This is a genomic window from Pseudomonas sp. NFPP12 (assembly GCF_900103205.1).
GTDB lineage: Bacteria > Pseudomonadota > Gammaproteobacteria > Pseudomonadales > Pseudomonadaceae > Aquipseudomonas > Aquipseudomonas protegens.
The window spans coordinates 161,423-180,444 of record NZ_FMWW01000001.1; the positions used below are offsets into that span (position 1 = coordinate 161,423).

General features: G+C 65.2%; 12 protein-coding genes. 3 read left to right on the plus strand and 9 right to left on the minus strand.

Annotation, left to right across the window (positions count from 1 at the left end):
• The 4 genes from BLS75_RS00680 to BLS75_RS00695 all read right to left on the minus strand — a co-directional run bounded on the left by BLS75_RS00680 (position 1) and on the right by BLS75_RS00695 (position 5,000).
• Positions 1–1,161 carry a hypothetical protein gene (locus tag BLS75_RS00680; RefSeq protein ID WP_065364338.1) on the minus strand — a complete coding sequence of 387 codons (1,161 nt, stop codon included), beginning with the start codon at positions 1,159–1,161 and terminating at the stop codon, positions 1–3.
• 117 nt (positions 1,162–1,278) lie between these two features.
• Positions 1,279–2,691, minus strand: coding sequence for an amino acid permease (locus BLS75_RS00685; protein WP_072449959.1), 1,413 nt, complete (start codon positions 2,689–2,691; stop codon positions 1,279–1,281).
• A 160-nt stretch (positions 2,692–2,851) separates the two neighbouring features.
• On the minus strand, positions 2,852–3,913 hold the full coding sequence (locus tag BLS75_RS00690) for an ornithine cyclodeaminase (protein ID WP_072449961.1): 1,062 nt from the start codon (positions 3,911–3,913) through the stop codon (positions 2,852–2,854).
• A 58-nt stretch (positions 3,914–3,971) separates the two neighbouring features.
• On the minus strand, positions 3,972–5,000 hold the full coding sequence (locus tag BLS75_RS00695) for a histone deacetylase family protein (protein WP_176876672.1): 1,029 nt from the start codon (positions 4,998–5,000) through the stop codon (positions 3,972–3,974).
• A 121-nt stretch (positions 5,001–5,121) separates the two neighbouring features.
• On the opposite strand from BLS75_RS00695, the gene BLS75_RS00700 reads away from it, so the two are divergent.
• Positions 5,122–5,622 carry an Lrp/AsnC family transcriptional regulator gene (locus tag BLS75_RS00700; RefSeq protein WP_026020117.1) on the plus strand — a complete coding sequence of 167 codons (501 nt, stop codon included), beginning with the start codon at positions 5,122–5,124 and terminating at the stop codon, positions 5,620–5,622.
• A gap of 172 nt (positions 5,623–5,794) precedes the next feature.
• Here BLS75_RS00700 and BLS75_RS00705 read toward each other — a convergent pair whose 3' ends face one another.
• The 4 genes from BLS75_RS00705 to BLS75_RS00720 are packed head-to-tail and all read right to left on the minus strand — an operon-like array spanning position 5,795 to position 13,778.
• Positions 5,795–6,448, minus strand: coding sequence for a response regulator (locus BLS75_RS00705; protein ID WP_072449965.1), 654 nt, complete (start codon positions 6,446–6,448; stop codon positions 5,795–5,797).
• A gap of 57 nt (positions 6,449–6,505) precedes the next feature.
• On the minus strand, positions 6,506–9,658 hold the full coding sequence (locus BLS75_RS00710) for a hybrid sensor histidine kinase/response regulator (protein ID WP_239690624.1): 3,153 nt from the start codon (positions 9,656–9,658) through the stop codon (positions 6,506–6,508).
• A gap of 5 nt (positions 9,659–9,663) precedes the next feature.
• Entirely contained in the window at positions 9,664–10,938 is a 1,275-nt protein-coding gene (locus BLS75_RS00715; protein ID WP_072449967.1) for an EAL domain-containing response regulator, read from the minus strand.
• A gap of 2 nt (positions 10,939–10,940) precedes the next feature.
• On the minus strand, positions 10,941–13,778 hold the full coding sequence (locus BLS75_RS00720) for an ATP-binding protein (protein ID WP_072449969.1): 2,838 nt from the start codon (positions 13,776–13,778) through the stop codon (positions 10,941–10,943).
• A 249-nt stretch (positions 13,779–14,027) separates the two neighbouring features.
• Between BLS75_RS00720 and BLS75_RS00725 the strand changes: the two genes are divergently transcribed.
• Positions 14,028–17,045 carry an autotransporter outer membrane beta-barrel domain-containing protein gene (locus BLS75_RS00725; RefSeq protein ID WP_072449973.1) on the plus strand — a complete coding sequence of 1,006 codons (3,018 nt, stop codon included), beginning with the start codon at positions 14,028–14,030 and terminating at the stop codon, positions 17,043–17,045.
• Here the strand turns inward: BLS75_RS00725 and BLS75_RS00730 are convergent.
• On the minus strand, positions 17,027–17,989 hold the full coding sequence (locus tag BLS75_RS00730; RefSeq protein ID WP_072449975.1) for an SDR family oxidoreductase: 963 nt from the start codon (positions 17,987–17,989) through the stop codon (positions 17,027–17,029). The two genes, BLS75_RS00725 and BLS75_RS00730, sit on opposite strands and share 19 nt — an antisense overlap.
• Positions 17,990–18,081: 92 nt before the next feature.
• On the opposite strand from BLS75_RS00730, the gene BLS75_RS00735 reads away from it, so the two are divergent.
• Positions 18,082–18,987, plus strand: coding sequence for a LysR family transcriptional regulator (locus BLS75_RS00735; protein ID WP_072449976.1), 906 nt, complete (start codon positions 18,082–18,084; stop codon positions 18,985–18,987).
• The last annotated feature ends 35 nt before the right edge of the window (positions 18,988–19,022 follow it).

The window sequence follows — 19,022 nt, forward strand, 5'->3', positions numbered from 1 at the left end:
TCAGGAACCCTGCGGCTTCCAGCATGTCGCAGGGGGCGCCAGGCTGGCACAGGCCGGTTGAGAGATGTACAGCGGTCCTGGCGGTTTACGGGTCACCGAGCTGTTGCGGGTCTTGATGCAGTGGCGGGTATAGGTGTGCATCTGGTTGAGCCGCAAGTTGCGTAGCCCCTTGGGACAGATCAACAGCGTTTCACCGAAAGAGAACAGCTGAAAACCCTGGACCTCCAGGTGGCGCTGCGAGGTCAGGCGGGTATTCCACATCAGCGGGTCCAGGTCATGCAGTTCAAGATCGTCCAGCAGGACGAAGCGTTCGATTTCGTCCTGGCGTACATCCAGCCCTCCTGCGGCCTTGTAGGTGACCTTGCTCATGGCCCCAGGCAGTACAAACAGAAACGCCAGGGCAAACAGTGCCACCGACAATATCGAATACAGGATGCGTTTATTGAGGCTTCCGGCCTTGTGGTAGAAAATCACGACCGGTAGCAACGTAAGGATCAGGATCAGCAGATTCAATGCCGCCACATAGTGCGGGGAGTCGCTGCTCACTTCACTCACATAGGCATTGAGTGTCACCAGGCTGGGGAACAGCGCTGCGCAGAGCGTGCCAAGCAGGCAGGTCAGCAACACAAGCAGAAAGTCCATTTTGTCCCTGGTGGGTGTCAGGTTTTCCTCAATTACCTTTTTGAACGCCGGGCGTGACAGTACCCCCCAGCAACTGAGCAGAAACAGCACTAGCAGCCCAAGCAGGGATTGCCCTACCGGCAGCCAGCCTGAGGTGTAGTAAATGACAACGACATATCCCAGGAACCCCACCAGGAACGGGAGTGTCAGCCACACCACTACATCCTTCAGGCGCCCCGGGGTTCTGTGAAACAGGCTGGCGGACAGCCAGAACAGCAGAGTGGTGACGGTCAGCAGAAACAGAAACGCGCTCATGAGCACCAGCACTATGACCAGCCAGATCATCAGCGCCGACTTTGCATCGATCGAAGCCATGAACAGGTCGGTGCGGCCAATCGCCCGGGTGTACATGTACAGGCTGATCAACCCCAACCCAACGGCGCTCAAGCCCATGACCGTGCCGATCTGGCTCCAATAGGTCAGCACGCGCTTGAAATTCTTCCTTAACACCTCTTCAAAGGTGGGGCCTGCGACTTGCATGTGAGCACTCCCTGGCTACGTTGATGGCGCGCGAGTAGACCAAGACCGTAGGGGGTGTGTCGATGTTTTTACGTTTTGAGCCGCAGCCGGGAGTGCCATCCCTGGCACTGTTGCGCTTCAGCGCGGGTATGCCGCACGGCCATGACCTCGCCCCTTGCGCCCCGCCGTCAGGCGATAGGCGATTCCCAGCCAGATAAACCACGCCGGCATCACGCACAGCGCCAGGCGGGTGTCCGGGCGCAGGGCCAGCAGGCACAGGACAAACAGCAGGAAGGCCAGGGCAAACCAGGCCATGGGCACGCCGCCAGGCATCTTGTAGCGCGAGCGGGCGTGCAGTTGTGGGTGCTTTTTGCGGTAGGCGATGTAGGACGCGAGGATGGTCGACCAGGTGAAGATCACCAGGATCGCCGACACCGTGGACACCAGGGTGAAGGCGGTCATCACCTCGGGAACCACGTACAGCAGCAACACCCCCAGCAGCATCAGCAGGGTGGTGAAGCTCAGGCTGATGACCGGCACGCTCTGGCTCGACAGGCGCTTGAACAGGCGCGGCGCATTGCCCTGGTCGGCGAGGCCGAAGAGCATGCGGCTGGCCGAGAACACGCCGCTGTTGGCCGAGGAAGCGGCGGAGGTCAGCACCACGAAGTTGACGATGCCCGCCGCCGCCGGGAAGCCGGCAATCAGGAACAGCTCGACGAACGGGCTCTTGTTCGGCGACACCTGCTGCCAGGAGGTCACGGCGATGATGCAGGCCAGGGCCAGCACGTAGAACAGGATGATCCGCAGCGGTATGGCATTGATGGCCTTGGGCAGGGTGCTGTGAGGGTCGCGGGTTTCCGCGGCGGCGGTGCCGATCAGCTCGGTGCCGGCGAAGGAGAAGATCGCCATCTGGAACCCGGCGAAGAAGCCCAGCAGGCCGTGGGGAAAGGCCGCTTGCCGGTCCAGCAGGTGGCCCAGCGAGGCGGTCACGCCCGAGGGCGAGACGAACGAACTGGCGATCAGCACCAGGCTGACGCCGATCAGGGTGACCACGGCGATGATCTTGATGATGGCGAACCAGAACTCCACTTCGCCGAACAGCCGCACCGTGAGCACGTTGAGGGCGAACAGCGTCAGCATCATGCTGATCGCGGGCATCCAGGCCGGCACCCCGGGGAACCAGTACTGGAAGAAACCGCCCACCACCACGGCGTCGCCCACCACCGCCACGCTCCAGCTCAGCCAGTAGGACCAGCCGAGAAAAAACGCCGCGCGCGGCCCCAGGTAGGCGCCGGCAAAGTCGGCGAAGCTCTTGAATTGCAGGTTCGACAGCAGCAGCTCGCCCATGGCGCGCATCACCAGGTACACGAACAGGCCGATGATCATGTAGATCAGGATGATCGAGGTACCGGACATGGCGATGATCTTGCCCGAGCCCATGAACAGCCCGGTGCCGATGGCGCCGCCCATGGCCATGAGCTGGATATGACGGTTATGCAGGGTGCGTTGCAGCACGGGGCGCGCAGGGGCCCCGAGGGTATCTGGAGTCATCACAAAACCTCTTGATTTTATAGTTGTCGAGTTTTGGCAGTGCAGGGTGGCTGGGGCTGCGCGCTGTGGTTGTAGGTCGGGGTGGCGCAACCGGTTCGGGTTGGGCCGCTGCACAGGGGCACGGGGCGTTTTCCCGTGCAGCGGCCATGGGGGTATTGCCTCAGCCGCTGGCCAGGCGGCGCGGGGCGCCTGTGGCGGCGTCGGGGCCCTGGCCGATCAGTTGGTACAGGTCCTTGATGTTGGCCGGGGTCGGCACCAGGTGGATCTGCTCGCCAATGCCGTGTTCGCGCGCCTGGTCGTGCAGGTAGCGCAGGGACGAGAAGTCCTCCAGGGCAAAGCCCACCGAGTCGAACACCGTGACCTGCCGGGCATGCTCGCGGCCCGGTTCCAGGCCCTGGGCGATGCGGAAGTATTCGGTCACCGCAAAGTCCGCCGGCAACTGCTGGATATCACCCTCGATGCGCGTTTGCGGCTCGAACTCGACGATCACCCGGGCATTGCGCAGGATCTCTGCGTGCAGCTCGGTCTTGCCCGGGCAGTCACCGCCCACCGCATTGAGGTGCATGCCGGGCTCGATCAGCTCCGGGGTGAGGATGGTGGCGTAGGCCTTGTCCGCGGTCACCGTGGTGACGATGTCGGCGCCCTTGACCGCATCGGCCACCGACTCGGCGATGCGCACCTTCAGGCCCGGCCAGGCTTGCAGGTTGTGCTTGAGCTTGCGGGAGGCGGCCGGGTCGATGTCGAAGATCCGCAGCTCGTCGATGCCGAGCATGTCGTGGAAGGCGATGGCCTGGAACTCGCTCTGGGCGCCATTGCCAATCAGCGCCATGGTTCGGCTGTCCGGGCGCGCCAGGGCGCGGGCCACCAGGGCCGAGGTAGCGGCGGTGCGTACCGCGGTGGTCAGGGTCAGTTCGCTGAGCAGCAGCGGGTAGCCGCTGTCCACCTCGGCCAGCATGCCGAAGGCCATGACCGTGAGCAACTGCCGGGCCGGATTGCCAGGGTGGCCGTTGACGTACTTGAAGGCGTACTGCTGGCCATCGTCGGCGGGCATCAGTTCGATGACTCCGGTGGGCGAGTGGTTGGCGGTTCGCGGGGACTTTTCGAAGGCTTGCCAGCGCAGGTAGTCGGCCTGGATATAACCGGCCATTTCACGGATCGCCCTGGCGACACCCAGGCGCTTGTACAGCGCCGCTGCCTGATCCACATCGATAAACAAGGTCATGGTGATTTCCCTCTCGGTCGGAACGTTGAACACTGCGGGGGAGCGCGCCTGGCGCGCGCTAGCGGTTGGCATGGCCGTGCAGCACATTGACCGCGTTGATGCCGATCTCATCCACCATGTAGCCGCCTTCCATCACGAACAGGGTGGGCGTGCCCACCGAGGCGATGATCTGGCCCATGCCGAGAAAGTCTTCGCTTTCCAGGAGGAAGTGGCTGATGGGGTCGTCCTTGAACGTGTCCACGCCCAGGGACACCACCAGCAGTTCGGGAGCGAAGGCCCGCAACTGTTTGCAGGCCAGCTCCAGCGCTTGGCGGTAGTGCTGCCAGGTGGTGTTCTTCGGCAGGGGCAGGTTCAGGTTGCAGCCTTCGCCGGCCCCGCTGCCGCGCTCGCTGGCATGGCCCGAGAAGTAGGGGTAGGACACGGCCGGGTCGCCGTGCAGCGAGACGAAGAGCACGTCGCCACGGTCATAGAAAATGTTCTGGGTGCCGTTGCCGTGGTGGAAGTCTACGTCCAGCACCGCCACCCGCCTGGCGCCCCGGGTGATGGCGTGCTGCGCGGCGATGGCGGCGTTGTTCAGGTAGCAGTAGCCGCCCATGTATTCCCGTGCGGCGTGATGCCCCGGCGGGCGGCACAGGGCGAAGGCGCTGTCCTGGCCTTCATCGATCAGGGCCAGGGCGGTGAGGGCGATATCGGCGCTGGTGCGCACCGCATCCCAGGTGGTGGCGGTGATCGGCGAGCCGGCGTCCATGGCGAAGAAACCCAGCTTGCCGTCGATGAATTCGGGCACCTGCTGGTTGGCCAGGTCGCGCACCGGCCACACCAGGGGCAGGGCGTCGTGGCTGCGGCCGGTGGCGGTCCATTCGCTCCAGGCGTTTTCCAGGAAGCTGACGTAACGTTCGCTGTGGGCGGCCACGTAGCAGGCGCGGTCGAAGCGCCGCGGGCCGATGATCTCGCCAAGCCCCACTTGGCGCACCCGGTCTCGCACCGTGTCGGCGCGGCTGGGTTGCTCGAAGGAGGGCTTGAGCACGCCATCCTTCAATTCGGTGCCATGGTGCAGGCGGTGGGATTCGCTGAAGACGGTAAGCATGCTGAACGCATCCATTGTTATTGTCTGGTGCAAATAGTTTGTTCCGGCATGGATGCGAATTCTTTGCTTTTTGTTCGGGTGCAATTAGAGTTTTGGGTAATATTTTTCCCGTTGGTGGCTGATTGTGAAAAAAACGACTCGCAGCGTTAACCTCGACGACACCGACCTGGCGATTCTTGCGCTGTTGCAGCAGGACGCGAGCATTTCCAACGCCGAGCTCAGCGAGCGCCTGTCCCTGAGCCTTACCCCCTGCTGGCGGCGGCGCAAGCGCCTGGAGGAGGAGGGGGTGATCAGGGACTACCAGGCCAACCTCGACCGGCGCCTGCTGGGGCTGGACATCCTGGCCTTCGTCCATGTGCGGTTCGCCACTCACTCCGACCAGACCCCGGACGATTTCGAGACGGTGATCATGCGCCTGCCCGAGGTCCAGGCCTGCCACAAGATCACCGGCGACGCCGACTACCTGCTGCAGGTGCTGGCCCGTGACCTGGACAGCTACAGCGACTTTGTCGAGCACGTGCTCAGGCGCCAGCCGGGCATTGCCTCGATCCAGTCCAGCCTGGCGCTGCGCGAGGTCAAGGCCACCAGCCGCCTGGCGATTCCCCAGCCGCTACCCAGGTAGGGCGGCATCAGATTTCCGATTTTTTGTGCCGGGCTATTCAATGATTGCCCTGCAGGTACTTTCGGCGCGGTCGTGCGCTCGCGTTCCAGCGAGGCAGGCAACAGCAGTGTTGAGCAGGCCATGGATGCAGAAGCAGCAGCGCCTGGCTGCGGCGCCGCCCCGGCCCCAGGGCCTACTGAAATTCGCCGGATTCCAGGCAGAAGGCGACCAGGGCCTGGTCGCTGTCCAGGTTGAGCTTGCGGATCGCCGAGATCTTCTGCGCACTGACGGTCTTCACGCTGCGCTTGAGGTTGGCGGCGATCTGCATCATTGATTCGCCGCGCACGAAATGCCGCAGCACTTCGTATTCCTTGGGCGTAAGGCTGCTCAGGCCGTCGGCCATGGAGCGCAGCGGACTGCTGTTGAGCTCGTTCTGCACCAGGCTCGGCGGATGGTGGATGCGCCCCTGGCGGACGCTCTCAAGGGCGCTGAGCAGCTCGCTCATGTCATGGCGCTTGGGCAGTACCGAGCGCACGCCGATGTCATACAGCGCGGCCACGATCATCGGGTTGGACATCATGGTCAGCACCAGCACCTGGACCCTGGGGAAGTGCCGGATCAGGTAGGTCACCAGGCGTATGCCATCGCCGAAGGTCGGGTCGCCCTCCATGAAGTAGTCGGTGATGACCACATCGATCCGCGGGTCATCCGAAAGTTGCTGGACCAAGGCACTGGGGGTGGTGACAGCCGCCACCACCTCGTACTGGCGGGTCTTTTTCAACAGGTCGCTGACGGCAGCGAGCACCAGGGGATGATCGTCGGCCAGGGCAACGCGTATTTTTTTCATGGTGGACACGATCCATTTTCAAAAGGGAATGCGTAGAAATGCGGGTACTAGGAGCGTTCATTCGAGCTGGCTGATGTCTTGCAAGGCGTGCAGCAGCATCAGGCTATGCGCGCGCGTGGTAGCCGTCAAACCGCTCTGGCGCAAGCTCTGCCCCAAGTCGTGGACCTGCAGGATCAGCGCTTCCTGGCCAGCCACCGCCAGAGACCCGCGCACCCGGTGCAGCAACTGGAAGATGCGTTCGTAATCCTCAGCGTCCAGGGCCTGGCGCAAGTGTTCCACGTCCTGGCCCATGGTACGGGCAAACAGCTCCCGCAGGTTCGGCGGCAGGCCATCAACTGGCGTGCTGCCAGGCGCGGCTGCAGGCTCGGCGTGCGGCTCCGGGGCGAGGCTGGTGAGCCGTGCCAAGCTGGCCCGCAGGGTCTGCAACGGCACTGGCTTGACCAGCCAGGCGTCCATCCCGCAGGCCTGGCAGCGGGCTTCTTCGTCGCACATGGCATTGGCGGTGATGCCGATGATCGGCCGGTCGTCCCCGGCGGCGCGCAGGATGCAGGTGAGTTCGTAGCCGTTCATGTGCGGCATGTTGACGTCGGTCAGTAGCAGGTCGTAGTCGCCGATGCGCCACAGGTCCAGGGCTTCCGCGCCATCGGCGGCCAGGGTGTTGCGGCAGCCCAGTTGCTGCAGCTGATGGCTCAGGGTCGCCTGGTTGATCGGGTTGTCCTCGGCCACCAGCACGTTCAGGCCCAGGGGGGCCAGAGTGGCTATGTCCCGGGCCGGCAGTTCCGGTTCGGCAGGAGCATCGGGCGCGCCGCCCAGGGTGCGTTCCAGCAAGCGGCCGATGGCATAGTAGTCGCCGGCCTCGGCCAGGCCCGCACCGGGGGTGCGTTGCGGGCCGCCCAGGTCGATGCGCAGCAGCCCGGGGGGCAGGGCCTCGGACGCTTCGAGGCGGTCATCGAACAGCCGCAGGAGAACGCCCTGGCCCTGGGGAAGCGGGGCCGTAGCATCCACCGGGGTGGCCTGGGCGTGCCACTTCTGCAGCCACTGGCAGAGGTTGTCGGTGAGTTCGTGGTGCGGGCTTTGCACGTAGATCTGCGCGCCGCCCAGGTCGGGCTGGCGCTTGGCGTCGGGGTCGCTGGCCACCGGCAGTTCCAGCTGCATGGAGAAACTGCTGCCCAGGCCCAGCTCGCTGGTGAGGTGGATCTGGCTGCCCATCAGCGCCGCCAGCTTGGCGCATATCGACAGGCCCAGCCCCGCGCCATGCACCGTGTGGGAGTGGGCGTCGATCTGATAGAAGGGGATGAACAGCTGCTGCTGTTCATCCTTGCCGATACCGATACCGGTGTCCGCCACCTGCAGCGCTAACAGCACCCGTCCCTGGCTGTCGGGCTTGGCTCGGGCGCGCACTATCACCTGGCCCGAGTGGGTGAACTTGACCGCGTTGCTGATCAGGTTGGTGAGGATCTGGCTGATCCGTCCCGGGTCGCCGAGCAGCGCTGGAGGCAGTTCTGGATCGATCCAGGAAAACAGCAGCAGGCCCTTGTTCCGGGCACTGTCGACAAAGCTTGCGGTGCAGCGCTGGATCAGGGCCCTGGGATCGAACAGCTGATCCTCCAGGGACAACTGGCCGGACTCGATGCGGGTGATGTCGAGAATGTCGCTGATGATCTGCAGCAGCAGCCCGGAAGACACCTGGATGCGTTCGAGCAACTGGCGCTGTTCGCGATCCAGGTCGGTCAGGCCCATCAGTTCCAGGGAGCCGAGCACCCCGTACAGTGGCGTGCGGATCTCGTGGCTCATGGTGGCAAGGAACACCGACTTGGCGCCGTTGGCCTTGTCGGCCGCCTGTTTCGCCTGGGTCAGTTGCTGCTCCATCTGGGCCCGCGCACTGAGGTCGGCAAAGGCGCAGATCAGCACGTCCTGGTTGCGGTAGCGGGTGGGGGCGAAGGCGATGTAGAACGAGCGTCCGTCGAAGCCCTGGAAGTTTTCGATCTCCCCCGGTTCCCGGGCGCGCACGATGCGCTCCAGCAATGCCGGGTCCAGACCGCTGGCGTCCAGGCTCTGGCCGACCTGGGTGGCGAACCATTTGAGGGCCAGGTTGTTGGCGAAGACGATCCGTCGGTCATCGCGGCTGAGTACGCACAGCGCCACTGGTGTGGTCTCCAGCAGGGTGCGGCTGAACTGATGGTTTTCCACCAGCTCGGCGTGAGCCTGTTGCGCCGGCGCTATGACCCGGCGCTGGTACCAGCGCGCATAGACCCTGGCGGCCAGGGGGCTGAGCAACAGCAGCAGGAAGATCGCCGCCAGGGACCAGGAGTGGCCGAGGAACAGGGTGCGGTAGCTCAACAGGTAGTAACCGCTCCAGTGGCCACTGGCGTCGTTGATCCGGAACAGCAGGCCGTCGCTGCGTACGTTGGCCCCCTCGTGCAGCGCCAGGGGCGCCGGTTCATCCCCCAGCAGCAGACCGTCGGGCCGGCCCTGCAGCCAGAACTTGTCGTAGAAGTGCCGCCGCTGCGGCGTGGTGAAGACGTTGATGCGGTCCCTGTAGGTGAGGCAGGCAGCGTAGGTGCCGGAACTCTGCAGGCCGCTGCCGGGGGCAAGGTTGTGCAGGGCGGTGAAGGCGATCATGTGCTGGGGAAAGTCCTTGAGGCGGATCCAGCGGATCGCGTCGCTGTCGCTGCTGGTAGCGCTGGCGCGCACCGCATGCAGGCCTGCCAGGACCAGGGGGGTGGTCAGCCGCGGCCAGCGGCTGCCGATGGTGGGCACGGTAAAGCTACTGCCGGCACCGGCGTCCACCACCAGCAGGGCCGAAGCGGGAAAGCTCGAGCGCACCCAGAAGCTGGAGTAGAGATCGGCCAGGTAGCGCCCCAGGCCGGCTGCTGCGGCGCTCTGGTGGGGGCATTGGGCCAGGTCCTGGCAGACCAGGGTGAAGGGGGTTTCCACTGAGGAGAGGTTGCCCTGGAACAGGGTCGCGCCCGCCGCCTCCTGTTGCTCCATGAGGTGGAAGAGCTGCGCCGGATCCTGGTCCGCGTCCTTGTATTGCAGGCGCTTCTGGCCGGCCAGCCGTTGGAGCAGGGCTTCCTGCTCGCTCATGTAGCGGGTCAGCAGTTGGAAATCCACGGCAATCCGTTCCTGTTCCTGGCGGATGATCCGCTGGCCGCCCCAGAACAGCGCGCCGCCCATGACCAGCAGCAACGGCAGAATGAGGAACAGCACGAGATTCAATCGTCGGACGTTTTTCGCGATGCGGCGTAGCGGGATGTCTGGCATGGGAGAGAGGAGGCGGGCCGGGTAGGTGACGAAAAGGGTGGAGTAACGGTGCATCCCAGCAGTTGTGTGAAGGCGTCCAGCTCCAATGCGGCGGAAATAAGATACCCCTGGGCACTGTCGCAGCCAATCTGGCGCAGAAACTCCAGGTCACGGGCCGATTCCACGCCCTCGGCCACCACTTCCAGGCCCAGTTGCCGGCCCAGTTGCACCGCCGCCACCAGGGCTGCGGCGCGGGCATCGTCGGCTGCGGCACCATGCACGAAGTGGCGGTCGATCTTCATCTCGGTAAAGGGCGTGGAGATCAGGCTGTACATGGAACTGTAGCCCATGCCGAAGTCGTCCTGTGCCAGGCCGAAGCCTTTGAGGCGCAGGCGGCTGGCGCCCATATGATACTGCCCGGGGGACAGTGGCCGCTCGGTTTCCAGCAGCTCGAAGCAGATATCGCTGGTGGCCAACCCCGCAGCGAGGGTGATCTGCTGCAATTGGTCGGGCAGGCAGGGGTCGTCCAGCAGCCCGGTGGGCAGGTTCACCGATACGCTGAGGCGATGGCCCAGGCGTTGCCAGTGCTTTTGCGCCTGGAGGGCGTCGTCGAGCATCAGCAGCAACAGCGCATGGTCCAGCTGGCAGCGGCTGATGGAGGCGAGGAACGAATCCGGCATCAGCAGTCCGAAGGACGGACTGTTCCAGCGCACCAGGGCTTCGGCGCCGACGATCCGGCCAGTGCTCAGCGAGCGCCGGGGCTGGAACCGGGCCTTGAGCTCGCGGCGTTCGATGGCCCGCTCCAGGACCTGGCGGTCGAACACTGCCTCATGCTCGGGCCGGGCTGCCGGCACCGAGCCCTGGCTGTTGCCGATGATGGCGCTGATCTGCTCGACGTGGATCGCTTCCAGGGGCTTGGGGAAGGTGCCGAGTACCGCCAGGCCCTTCTCCTTGGCCATCAGGCTGACGCTGTTCATCAACCGCCGCGAGCAGGACGAGACGATGGCCAGGATCGGCACCTGGTCAACACCGGTCAGGGCATGGATGAACTGCACCCCATCCATTTCCGGCATGTGCAGGTCCACCAGCACCAGGTCGTAGACCTGCCGGTGCAGCATGGCCAGGGCCTGGCGCGCATCTAGGGCGCTGTCCACCCGGCCGAACCCGGCCGCCTGCAACAGGTGCCGGGCCTGCAGGCAGTGGATCGGATGGTCGTCCAATATCAGGACTCGCAGGGGCTTGAGCATGCTCAAATGACTTTCCTCTTGATGGATTGCAGTACCTCGCTCAAGGCGTCCAGGGGTACCGGCTTGATCAGCAAATGACGGATTCCGGCCGACTCGCAGTGGCTGCGCAGCGCCGGGGAGAGCTCACCGGTGATACCGATGATGGGGCCGCAATACCCTCGCTCGCGCAGGGTGCGGGCAAACGACAGACCGTCCATGTGTTCCATCTGCAAGTCGGTCAGCACGCCGTCGAAGGACAGCAGGTCGGTGCGTTTCAAGGCATCGACGGCGCTGGCGCAGGCCACCATCCGGTTGCCCAGGTAGCGGCCCTGCTGAAAGATCACCTGCAGCGACAGGGGGCTGTCGTCCACCGCCAGCAGCTTGAGGTCCAGGCTCGGGGCCAGGGCTTCGGGAGAGGCGAAGCACCGTTCGGCGACGATGCCGGACTGGGCCTGGGCCACGGCGTTGCGCAGGCTGTCGAGGCTGAAGGTGCGGGCCACCCAGCTGTCGCCGGCCTGGCGCTGCGGCGGGCCCATGCCGGGTGCGTGCATGAGCACCCGCGGGCCGCTCCAGGCCACTGGCCGCGAGGGGCCAAGAAAGGCTTCCACCAGCACCGCCTTGCGGGTTGGCGGGTCACGTTCGGCCACATAGGGAATGGCCAGGGCGCCCCAGCGGCGCAACCAGTGGCAGAGGTTGAGATTCACTTCCTGGATATCCCCGCGCACATACACCGGGGTCACCCCCAAGCGCGGCAGGTCCGGCGCCGGGGCGGCGGTGCTGGGCTCCAGGGCCAGGCTGAAACTGAAGCTGGAGCCCAGGCCCGGTTCACTGGTGGCGCTCAACTGGCCCTGCATCATCGTCGCCAGCCGATGGCAGATGGCCAGGCCCAAGCCGGTGCCCGAGGCCTTCTGGCCCAGCCAGCTGGGCACCCGGTAATAGGGTTCGAACAGGTTGGCCTGGAACTCCGGGGCGATTCCCGGGCCGCTGTCCACCACCTGAAAGCGCAGGCGGGGCGTCTGGCCCGGGTCCGCCTCGGCATGCAGGCGCAGCACCACGTGGCCGGACTCGGTGAACTTGATGGCGTTGCTCACCAGGTTGTTGAGGATCTGGCGAATGCGTTCGCCGTCGCCCACCACTCGCTCGGCGACATTCGGGTCCAGGGTCACGTACAGGCGCAGGCCCTTGCTGCGGGCCCGGGCCGAGTAACTGAAGGCCACTTCTTCCACCAGCCGCACCGGGGAGAAGGGGGCGCTGGTGAGGCTCAGGCGGCCGGACTCGATCAGTGACATGTCGAGGGTGTCGTTGATGGTTCGCATCAGCACCGAGGATGCTTGCTGGGTAGCTTCCAGGTAATCGCCCTGCTGGGCGCTGAGGGCGGTGGTGCGGAGCATTTCCAAGGAGCCGAGGATGCCGTACATGGGCGTGCGGATCTCGTGGCTCAGGGTGCTGAGGAACAGGGTCTTCTCGCAGTTGGCCTGGTCCGACAGCTGCTTGGCCTGCAGCAGCGACTGCTCGGCCACCTTGAAGTCGGTCACGTCGCTGATGCAGCACAGCACCGCCGCCACGCCGTTGTAGCCGGTGGGCGCGCAGGTCAGCTGGATGAAGGTGCCGTCGTCCAGGGCATGTTCGATGGCATGCACCCGGGCAGGCGGCTCGCCGAGGATGCGCTCGCGCAGGCCGGGCACCGAGGCGAGCCAGCGGCGCCCGGATTCATTGCACAGGATCAGCCGGCCGTTGTCGCGCCGCATCAGGCACAGGCCCACCGGAGCCACCTCGATGAAGCGCCGGTTGAGGGACACGCTGTCTGCCAGGGCGCTGTAGTGGCGCACTGCGGGTTCCACCAGGCGCAGGCGGATGTAGCGCGCGCCGAGAAAGATCACCGCGAATAGAAGCAGGGTCACCAGCAGGGTGGTGTACAGCGGGCCACGGCTGTCGCGCAGCAGTTGGCTGACCGGTGCGTAGTACACCAGGCGCCAGCCGGCGTTGCCCACGGATTTATTGAGCACGATGTAGTCGGGCAGCCCGCCCAGGCGGTGCAGGCCGAAGGAGTCCTCGTCGGTCTGCAGGCGCGACAGGCTGCCGGGCACTTGCCAGTTGGCGCTGTGCAGCACCAGTGCGCCGTCGGCGTCATACAGCAGGTATTTGCCCTGGTGCAGGCCCATGGGGTCCAGGGCCAGGTCGATCTCGGTGAGCTCCAGGCCCAGCCAGCCCTCGCACGCGTTCTGATCGTCCACTGGGCGCAACAGGTACACCTGCTTGTTGCCGTCGATGCTGGCCCAGTACCACAGGGTCCGGGCCTCGGGGTGTCGGGCCAGCAGGTCCTGCACCGCACGCTGGTCGAGCTGGCGCAGCCAGGGCGCGTCCACGGCCCTGCTGGGGGGCTGGCCGGTGTCGGTGGCCGCTGGCTCGTAGAGAGTGCTGACCAGGCCCTGTTCCGGCAGCAGGTACAGCAGCTGGCTTTGCGTGCTGCCCACTTCCATCAGGTCGCGGGCAGTCAGGACCAGGGCCCAGCGCCTGGAGGGAGTACTGCCGAAGGGCAGTACTCGCAGTTGTTCGTTACTTGCCAGAAAGTTGCGCGACGTTGAACTAAGGTGGTCGTCGCTAGTACGCACGGCCGAAGAAGAAATGGCCTTCAACAGGCTTTCCCGTTGATTGAAGAATTGTTGTGCGTTAAATGCCGCTGCGTTCATTTGCCGGCGGTAGTTGGAAAGGGTTTCATTAAGTGACCAGTGAATCACGAAACCGGCAATGATCAGGATGCAGGACAGCAGGCTGTACATGAAAAGGCGCAGCAGGACCACCGGGATATAGGACCCGGAGAAGTGGCTGGCAAATGCAGGGAAGTGGGCTTTTTTATGCATCGGCCCATAGTAAGGAGAACTATCTATATCCCTCTTCAGAATATTCTTAATGCCAGAGGCTTTAAGAAGATTCTCATTTTTTAGTTCGCCTATTGACTTCAGGCTTTCGGCCCTATTGTGCTCTAACGCAAAGGTTTGAAAGTTATGGTTCTGGTTAAGAAAACGACAAGTCTCGCGGTCAGCTCCGCGCTGTCGTTGATGACGCTTGTTGCTCAGTCTGCAACCGCTGCTGATTATGAAAAAATCGACTTGTCCTCGCCCGAAGGTGAATCCCTGACCCTGGATGATGCGTCTGTCGATTACACCGGCCGTGGGCCGGCGGTGCGGGTCAGCGGCGCTCAGAACCAGTTGCAGGGCCAGGGCTACGATATCCGGGCCACGGCGGAAAGCACCAACAGCGCGGTGGTGGGCGTGCAGGTGGACGCCGGTGGCAAGGTCGAACTGAGCGGCGTGACCATCAGTACCGGTGGCTCGGATCTCGCCACCGGGGCCCAGGTCACTGGCGCCGGCAGCCAGTTGACCCTGAACGATGTGCAGATCACCACCAGCGGTAACCAGAGCCGCGGTGTGGTGGCCAGCGCCGGCGGCCAGGTGCAGGTGGCCGGCGGTTCCATCACCACCTCGGGCAACCAGGCCGATGTCTTGTTCGCCTCCGGCAAGGGCTCCAGCATCCAGGCCTCGGACTTGACCCTGACCGCCACTTCGACCGGCTCGGTCAATGCGGTCCGCGTCGCCGATGGAGCGGCCATCGAGCTGCAGCGTGTCAGCATCCAGTCCAGCGGCTTAGTTGGCGCGGTGGCCGTGGAAGGGGTCGGCTCCTCCCTCAGCGCCGATGGCGTCGACATCACCGCCAAGAACAGTCGTGGCATTGGTGTGACCAGCGCCGCCCTGACCTTTCGCAACGGCAGCATCACTGCCAAGGGCGACGGCATCACCTTGAGCAGCCTGTATCAGAAACCGGGCGGCACGGCGGTGGTCAGCCACAGCCAGATCACCTCGCAGAGCGGTTACGGCATCAACGTCAACGCCAAGCAGGCCAGCGCCGACCTGGACAACGTGCAGATCACCACCCTGGGCAACTATGGTTTGGCGATCTGGATGCCGGGCAGCAACACTCGGGTGGACGTCAAGGACAGCATTCTGCAAACCCGTGGCCAGAGTGCGGTGGCCATCGACAACCGTGGCGGCGTGTTCACCATGGACGGCGGTTCCATCAGTACCCTTGGCGACAATTCCCATGCCCTGTACGCCTCGCCAGACACCACAAACAGCCCCGGTGCGGTGTTCAACGTCAGTCGCGTGCTGATCGAAACCAGCGGCCGGGGCTCCGTGGGGGCACTGGCACGCATGGGGGGGGCGAGCATCAGCCTGAGCAACAGCGGCATCGTCACCCACGGCGACCAGGGCTATGGTCTGTTCGCCTCGGGCCGCGGTGCCAGCGTGGAGCTGCAGGACAGCGATGTGCAGACCGCCGGCGAGCAGGCTCACGGCCTGGCCATCAGCAACAACGCCACGACCCGCTTCCAGGGCTCGACCGTGGTCACCAACGGCAGCAACGCCCATGGCATCGTCAGTTTCGCCACCGGCGCCGGGGTGGTGAACGATGTGGAGGTCACGTCCAGCCATATCCAGGCTGAAGACGGCGCCGGCATCCTGGTCAACGGCGGTGGCCTGACCACGCGCTTTACCGACAGTAGCCTGGTGGGCCGCAGCGGTGGCGAGCAAGGCACCGCGCTGTGGATCACCGACCGCTCCGACGGGGTGCTGGCCGGTGCGGTGCAACTGGACGCCGTGCGCTCGAACCTGTTCGGTGATGTGCTGGTGGACGGCGGCAGCCTGCAACTGTCCCTGGCCGACCACTCCAGCCTGGACGGGGCGATCAAGGGCGGCAGCCGTGATACCCAGCTGAGCCTGGACGACAGCAGCGTCTGGACCCTGCGCGGCGACTCCCAGCTCACCCGCCTGGCCAACAACGGCGTGGTGGAGTTCGCCGATCCCGGCCTGGCGGGGGCCTTCAAGCAGTTGCAGGTCAGTGGCGACCTCGAAGGCGACGGCCACTACATCATGAACACCGACCTGGGCCGGCAGCAGGGTGACCGGTTGATCGTCGGTGGCCAGGTCACCGGCAACAACGACATCCTGGTGCGCAACTCCGGCAGCGAGCCGGGGGCCGAGGGCCAGAGCCTGACCCTGGTGCAAAGCGCCGGCGGCGCGGGTTCGTTCAGCCTGGCCAACCGCGACGGGGTGGTGGATGCGGGGACCTATCGCTACGGTCTTGCGGCCGATGCCCAGGGCAACTGGAACCTGGTGAACGTCGGCCGTACCCAGCCGGCGCCGGGGCCGGACAACCTTTCCACCGGCGCCAGCGCGGCGGTCAACAGCAGCGCCATCGCCACCTTGCGGGCCACCTGGGATGCCGAGCGGGCGACCCTGGTACAGCGCCTCGGCGACCTGCGCCAGGGGGCCGATCGCCAGGGTCTGTGGATCCGTGGTTTCGGCCAGCAGCAATCCCTGGACAACGGCGTCGGCCGTACGTTTTCCCAACAGGTGCAGGGCACGCAACTGGGCATGGACACCCGGCTCGACACCGCCGGTGGCACGCTGGTGCTTGGTGCGCTGGCCGGCTACAGCCAGACCGACCGCAACTTCAAGGGCGAGGGCAGCGGCAAGCTCGACAGCTACCACCTGGGCGGCTATGCCACTTATCTGGATGACTCGGGCTGGTACACCGATACCTTGCTGACCCTGAACCGCTGGTCCACCCGCCTGGATGTATGGGGCACCGACGGCGCCAAGGTCTCCGGGCATTCACGCAGCAAGGGCGCGGGCCTGTCGGTGGAAGCCGGCAAGCAGATCGATCTGGGCAACCGCTGGTTCGTCGAGCCCCAGGCGCAGGTTTCCATGCTCTATGCCCGCTCCGACAACTACCGCCTGGACAACGGCTTACAGGTGCAGCCCGGCGATGGGCTGTCGACCCAGATCCGCACCGGTGCCCGGGCTGGACGCAACCTGCAGCTGGAAGATGGCACACGCTTGCAGCCCTACCTCAAGGCTGGCTGGGTCGAGGATCTGTCGGCGCAGAACAAGGTCCGCACCAACGGCATCGCCAGCCGTCCCGATGGCAACGGCGGTGGCTGGTATGCCGGGGTTGGCGTGACCGGTGAGCTGAGCCGCCAGCATCAGGTGTATGCCGAGGTCGAGACCAGCGAAGGCTCGAACATCGACCGGCCCTGGGCCGCCAACCTCGGTTACCGCTTCACGTTCTGAGGGGCACTGGCGCTCGCCGCGAGCGTCTGGCGCACCCCTTCGGTATAGGACGTCTTGGCGATCGGCCCGATCAGAGCTTGCAGGGCCGAGTCGTCGAGGATCAGTGGCGAGCTGATCAGGTAATGCATCTCCACCATCTCGCGCAGCAGCGGGTCGAACAGCCCCAGCAGGCGCAGCAGGGGCTTGCCGATCACCCGCTGCTTGAAGCGGGCACCGCCGTGCTGCCGGATCAGCTCCAGCAGCTCGCGCTGGCTGGTGACCCCGGCGCCGCCCAGGTGCCAGGTCTTGCCGAAGGCCTCGGGCTGCTGGATCAAGCGGCAGACCACCGGCCCCACGTCGGGAACGAAGACAAACTCATGGGGCCGGTCCAGGGGGCCTACCAGGTTAGCCGTGCCGCCCTGAACCGCGGCCTGGAACGCGCCGTGCAGCAGGCTTTTATCGACCCCGGGCCCGTAGAAGTCCGGCAGGCGCAGCACCGTGGCCTGGATCTTGCCGGCGGCATGGGCCTTCCATAGCAGGTCTTCCTGGGCCTTGCGCATGCGGCCCTTGAAGCTGTTGGGCTGGCGCGGATGCTGCTCCGCCACCGGGTTGCTGCGAGCCATGCCGTAGGGATAGACGGTGCCGATCAGCAGGATCCGGCGCACCCCGGCGGCGATGGCGCCGTCCAGGGTCTGGCGCATCAGTTGCGGGTGCAGTTCGAAGCGCCAATAGTCCACCCCCACCAGATAGACCAGGGTGTCGATGCCGGCTGCGGCAGCCTCGACCGAGGCGGGCTGGGCGGGGTCCCAGGTGACCGGCTCGGCCAACGGGTCGGCGCCATAGGCCTTTAGCAGGCTGCTCTGGCTGCGGCCCACCACGCGGTAGGGCTGGCCCTGGCTGCGCAGGGTCCGGGCAATGCTCTGGCCAATGGCGCCGACGGCGCCGAACAAGGCGACTTGGGGCATGACGGGGTTCCTCGTGGATGAACAGAGCTTGCAGAGTGCGAGTTCCTCGGCTAAATGGAAATTACCCAGACTTCGATGGTTTCTATAAAAAAATGCATAGCCCCACGGATACTCCCCCTCACTGGGACTGGTACCGCACCTTCCTCGCAGTGCTGGACAGTGGCTCCCTGTCTGCCGCCGGCCGTGCCATGGGTTTGACCCAGCCCACGGTGGGCCGGCATATCGACCAGTTGGAAGCGGCCCTGGGCCTGAAGCTGTTCACCCGTTCCTTCGACGGATTCGCCGCCACCGAAGCGGCGCTGGAGCTCAAGCCCTACCTGCTGCAGCTGGCGGCGGGGGAGGCGGCCTTGCGCCGGGTGGCCAGCAGCCATGGCGCCGGGGTGCAGGGCAGTGTGCGGATCTCGGCCAGCGAAATCATCGGGGTGGAGGTGTTGCCGCCGATTCTCGCCACCTTGCGCCAGCAGCATCCGCAGTTGGTGGTGGAGCTGGTGCTGTCCAACCGTGCCGACGACCTGCTGCAACGCCAGGCCGATATTGCCGTGCGGATGTTCCGCCCGACCCAGGAAGCGCTGCTGGTGCGCCGGGTCGCCGACATCGAACTGGGCCTGCATGCCCACCGGGACTATCTGCAGCAGCAGGGCACGCCGCTCTCGCTGGAGCAGTTGGCCGGGCACGCCCTGATCGGCTTCGACCGTGAAACCGCGTTTATCCGCCGCCTGCAACAGCAGTACCCGATGCTGGCCCGGGGCGCCTTTGCCTGGCGCAGTGACAGTGACCTGGCGCAGTTGGCGGCATTGCGTGCGGGGTTTGGCATTGGTGCCTGCCAGGTACGCCTGGCCGAAGCTGATCCACGCCTGGTGCGGGTCCTGGCGGAGCAGTTCGCACCGAGCCTGGAAGCCTGGGTGGCGATGCATGAAGACCTGCGCAACAGCCCGCGCTGCGCGGTGACCTTCGCCGCGCTGGTGCAGGGGCTGACGGCCTATGCCGGGGGCGATTGACCGCCAGGGTGTCGGCAAGGGTTGCCAGGTGACCC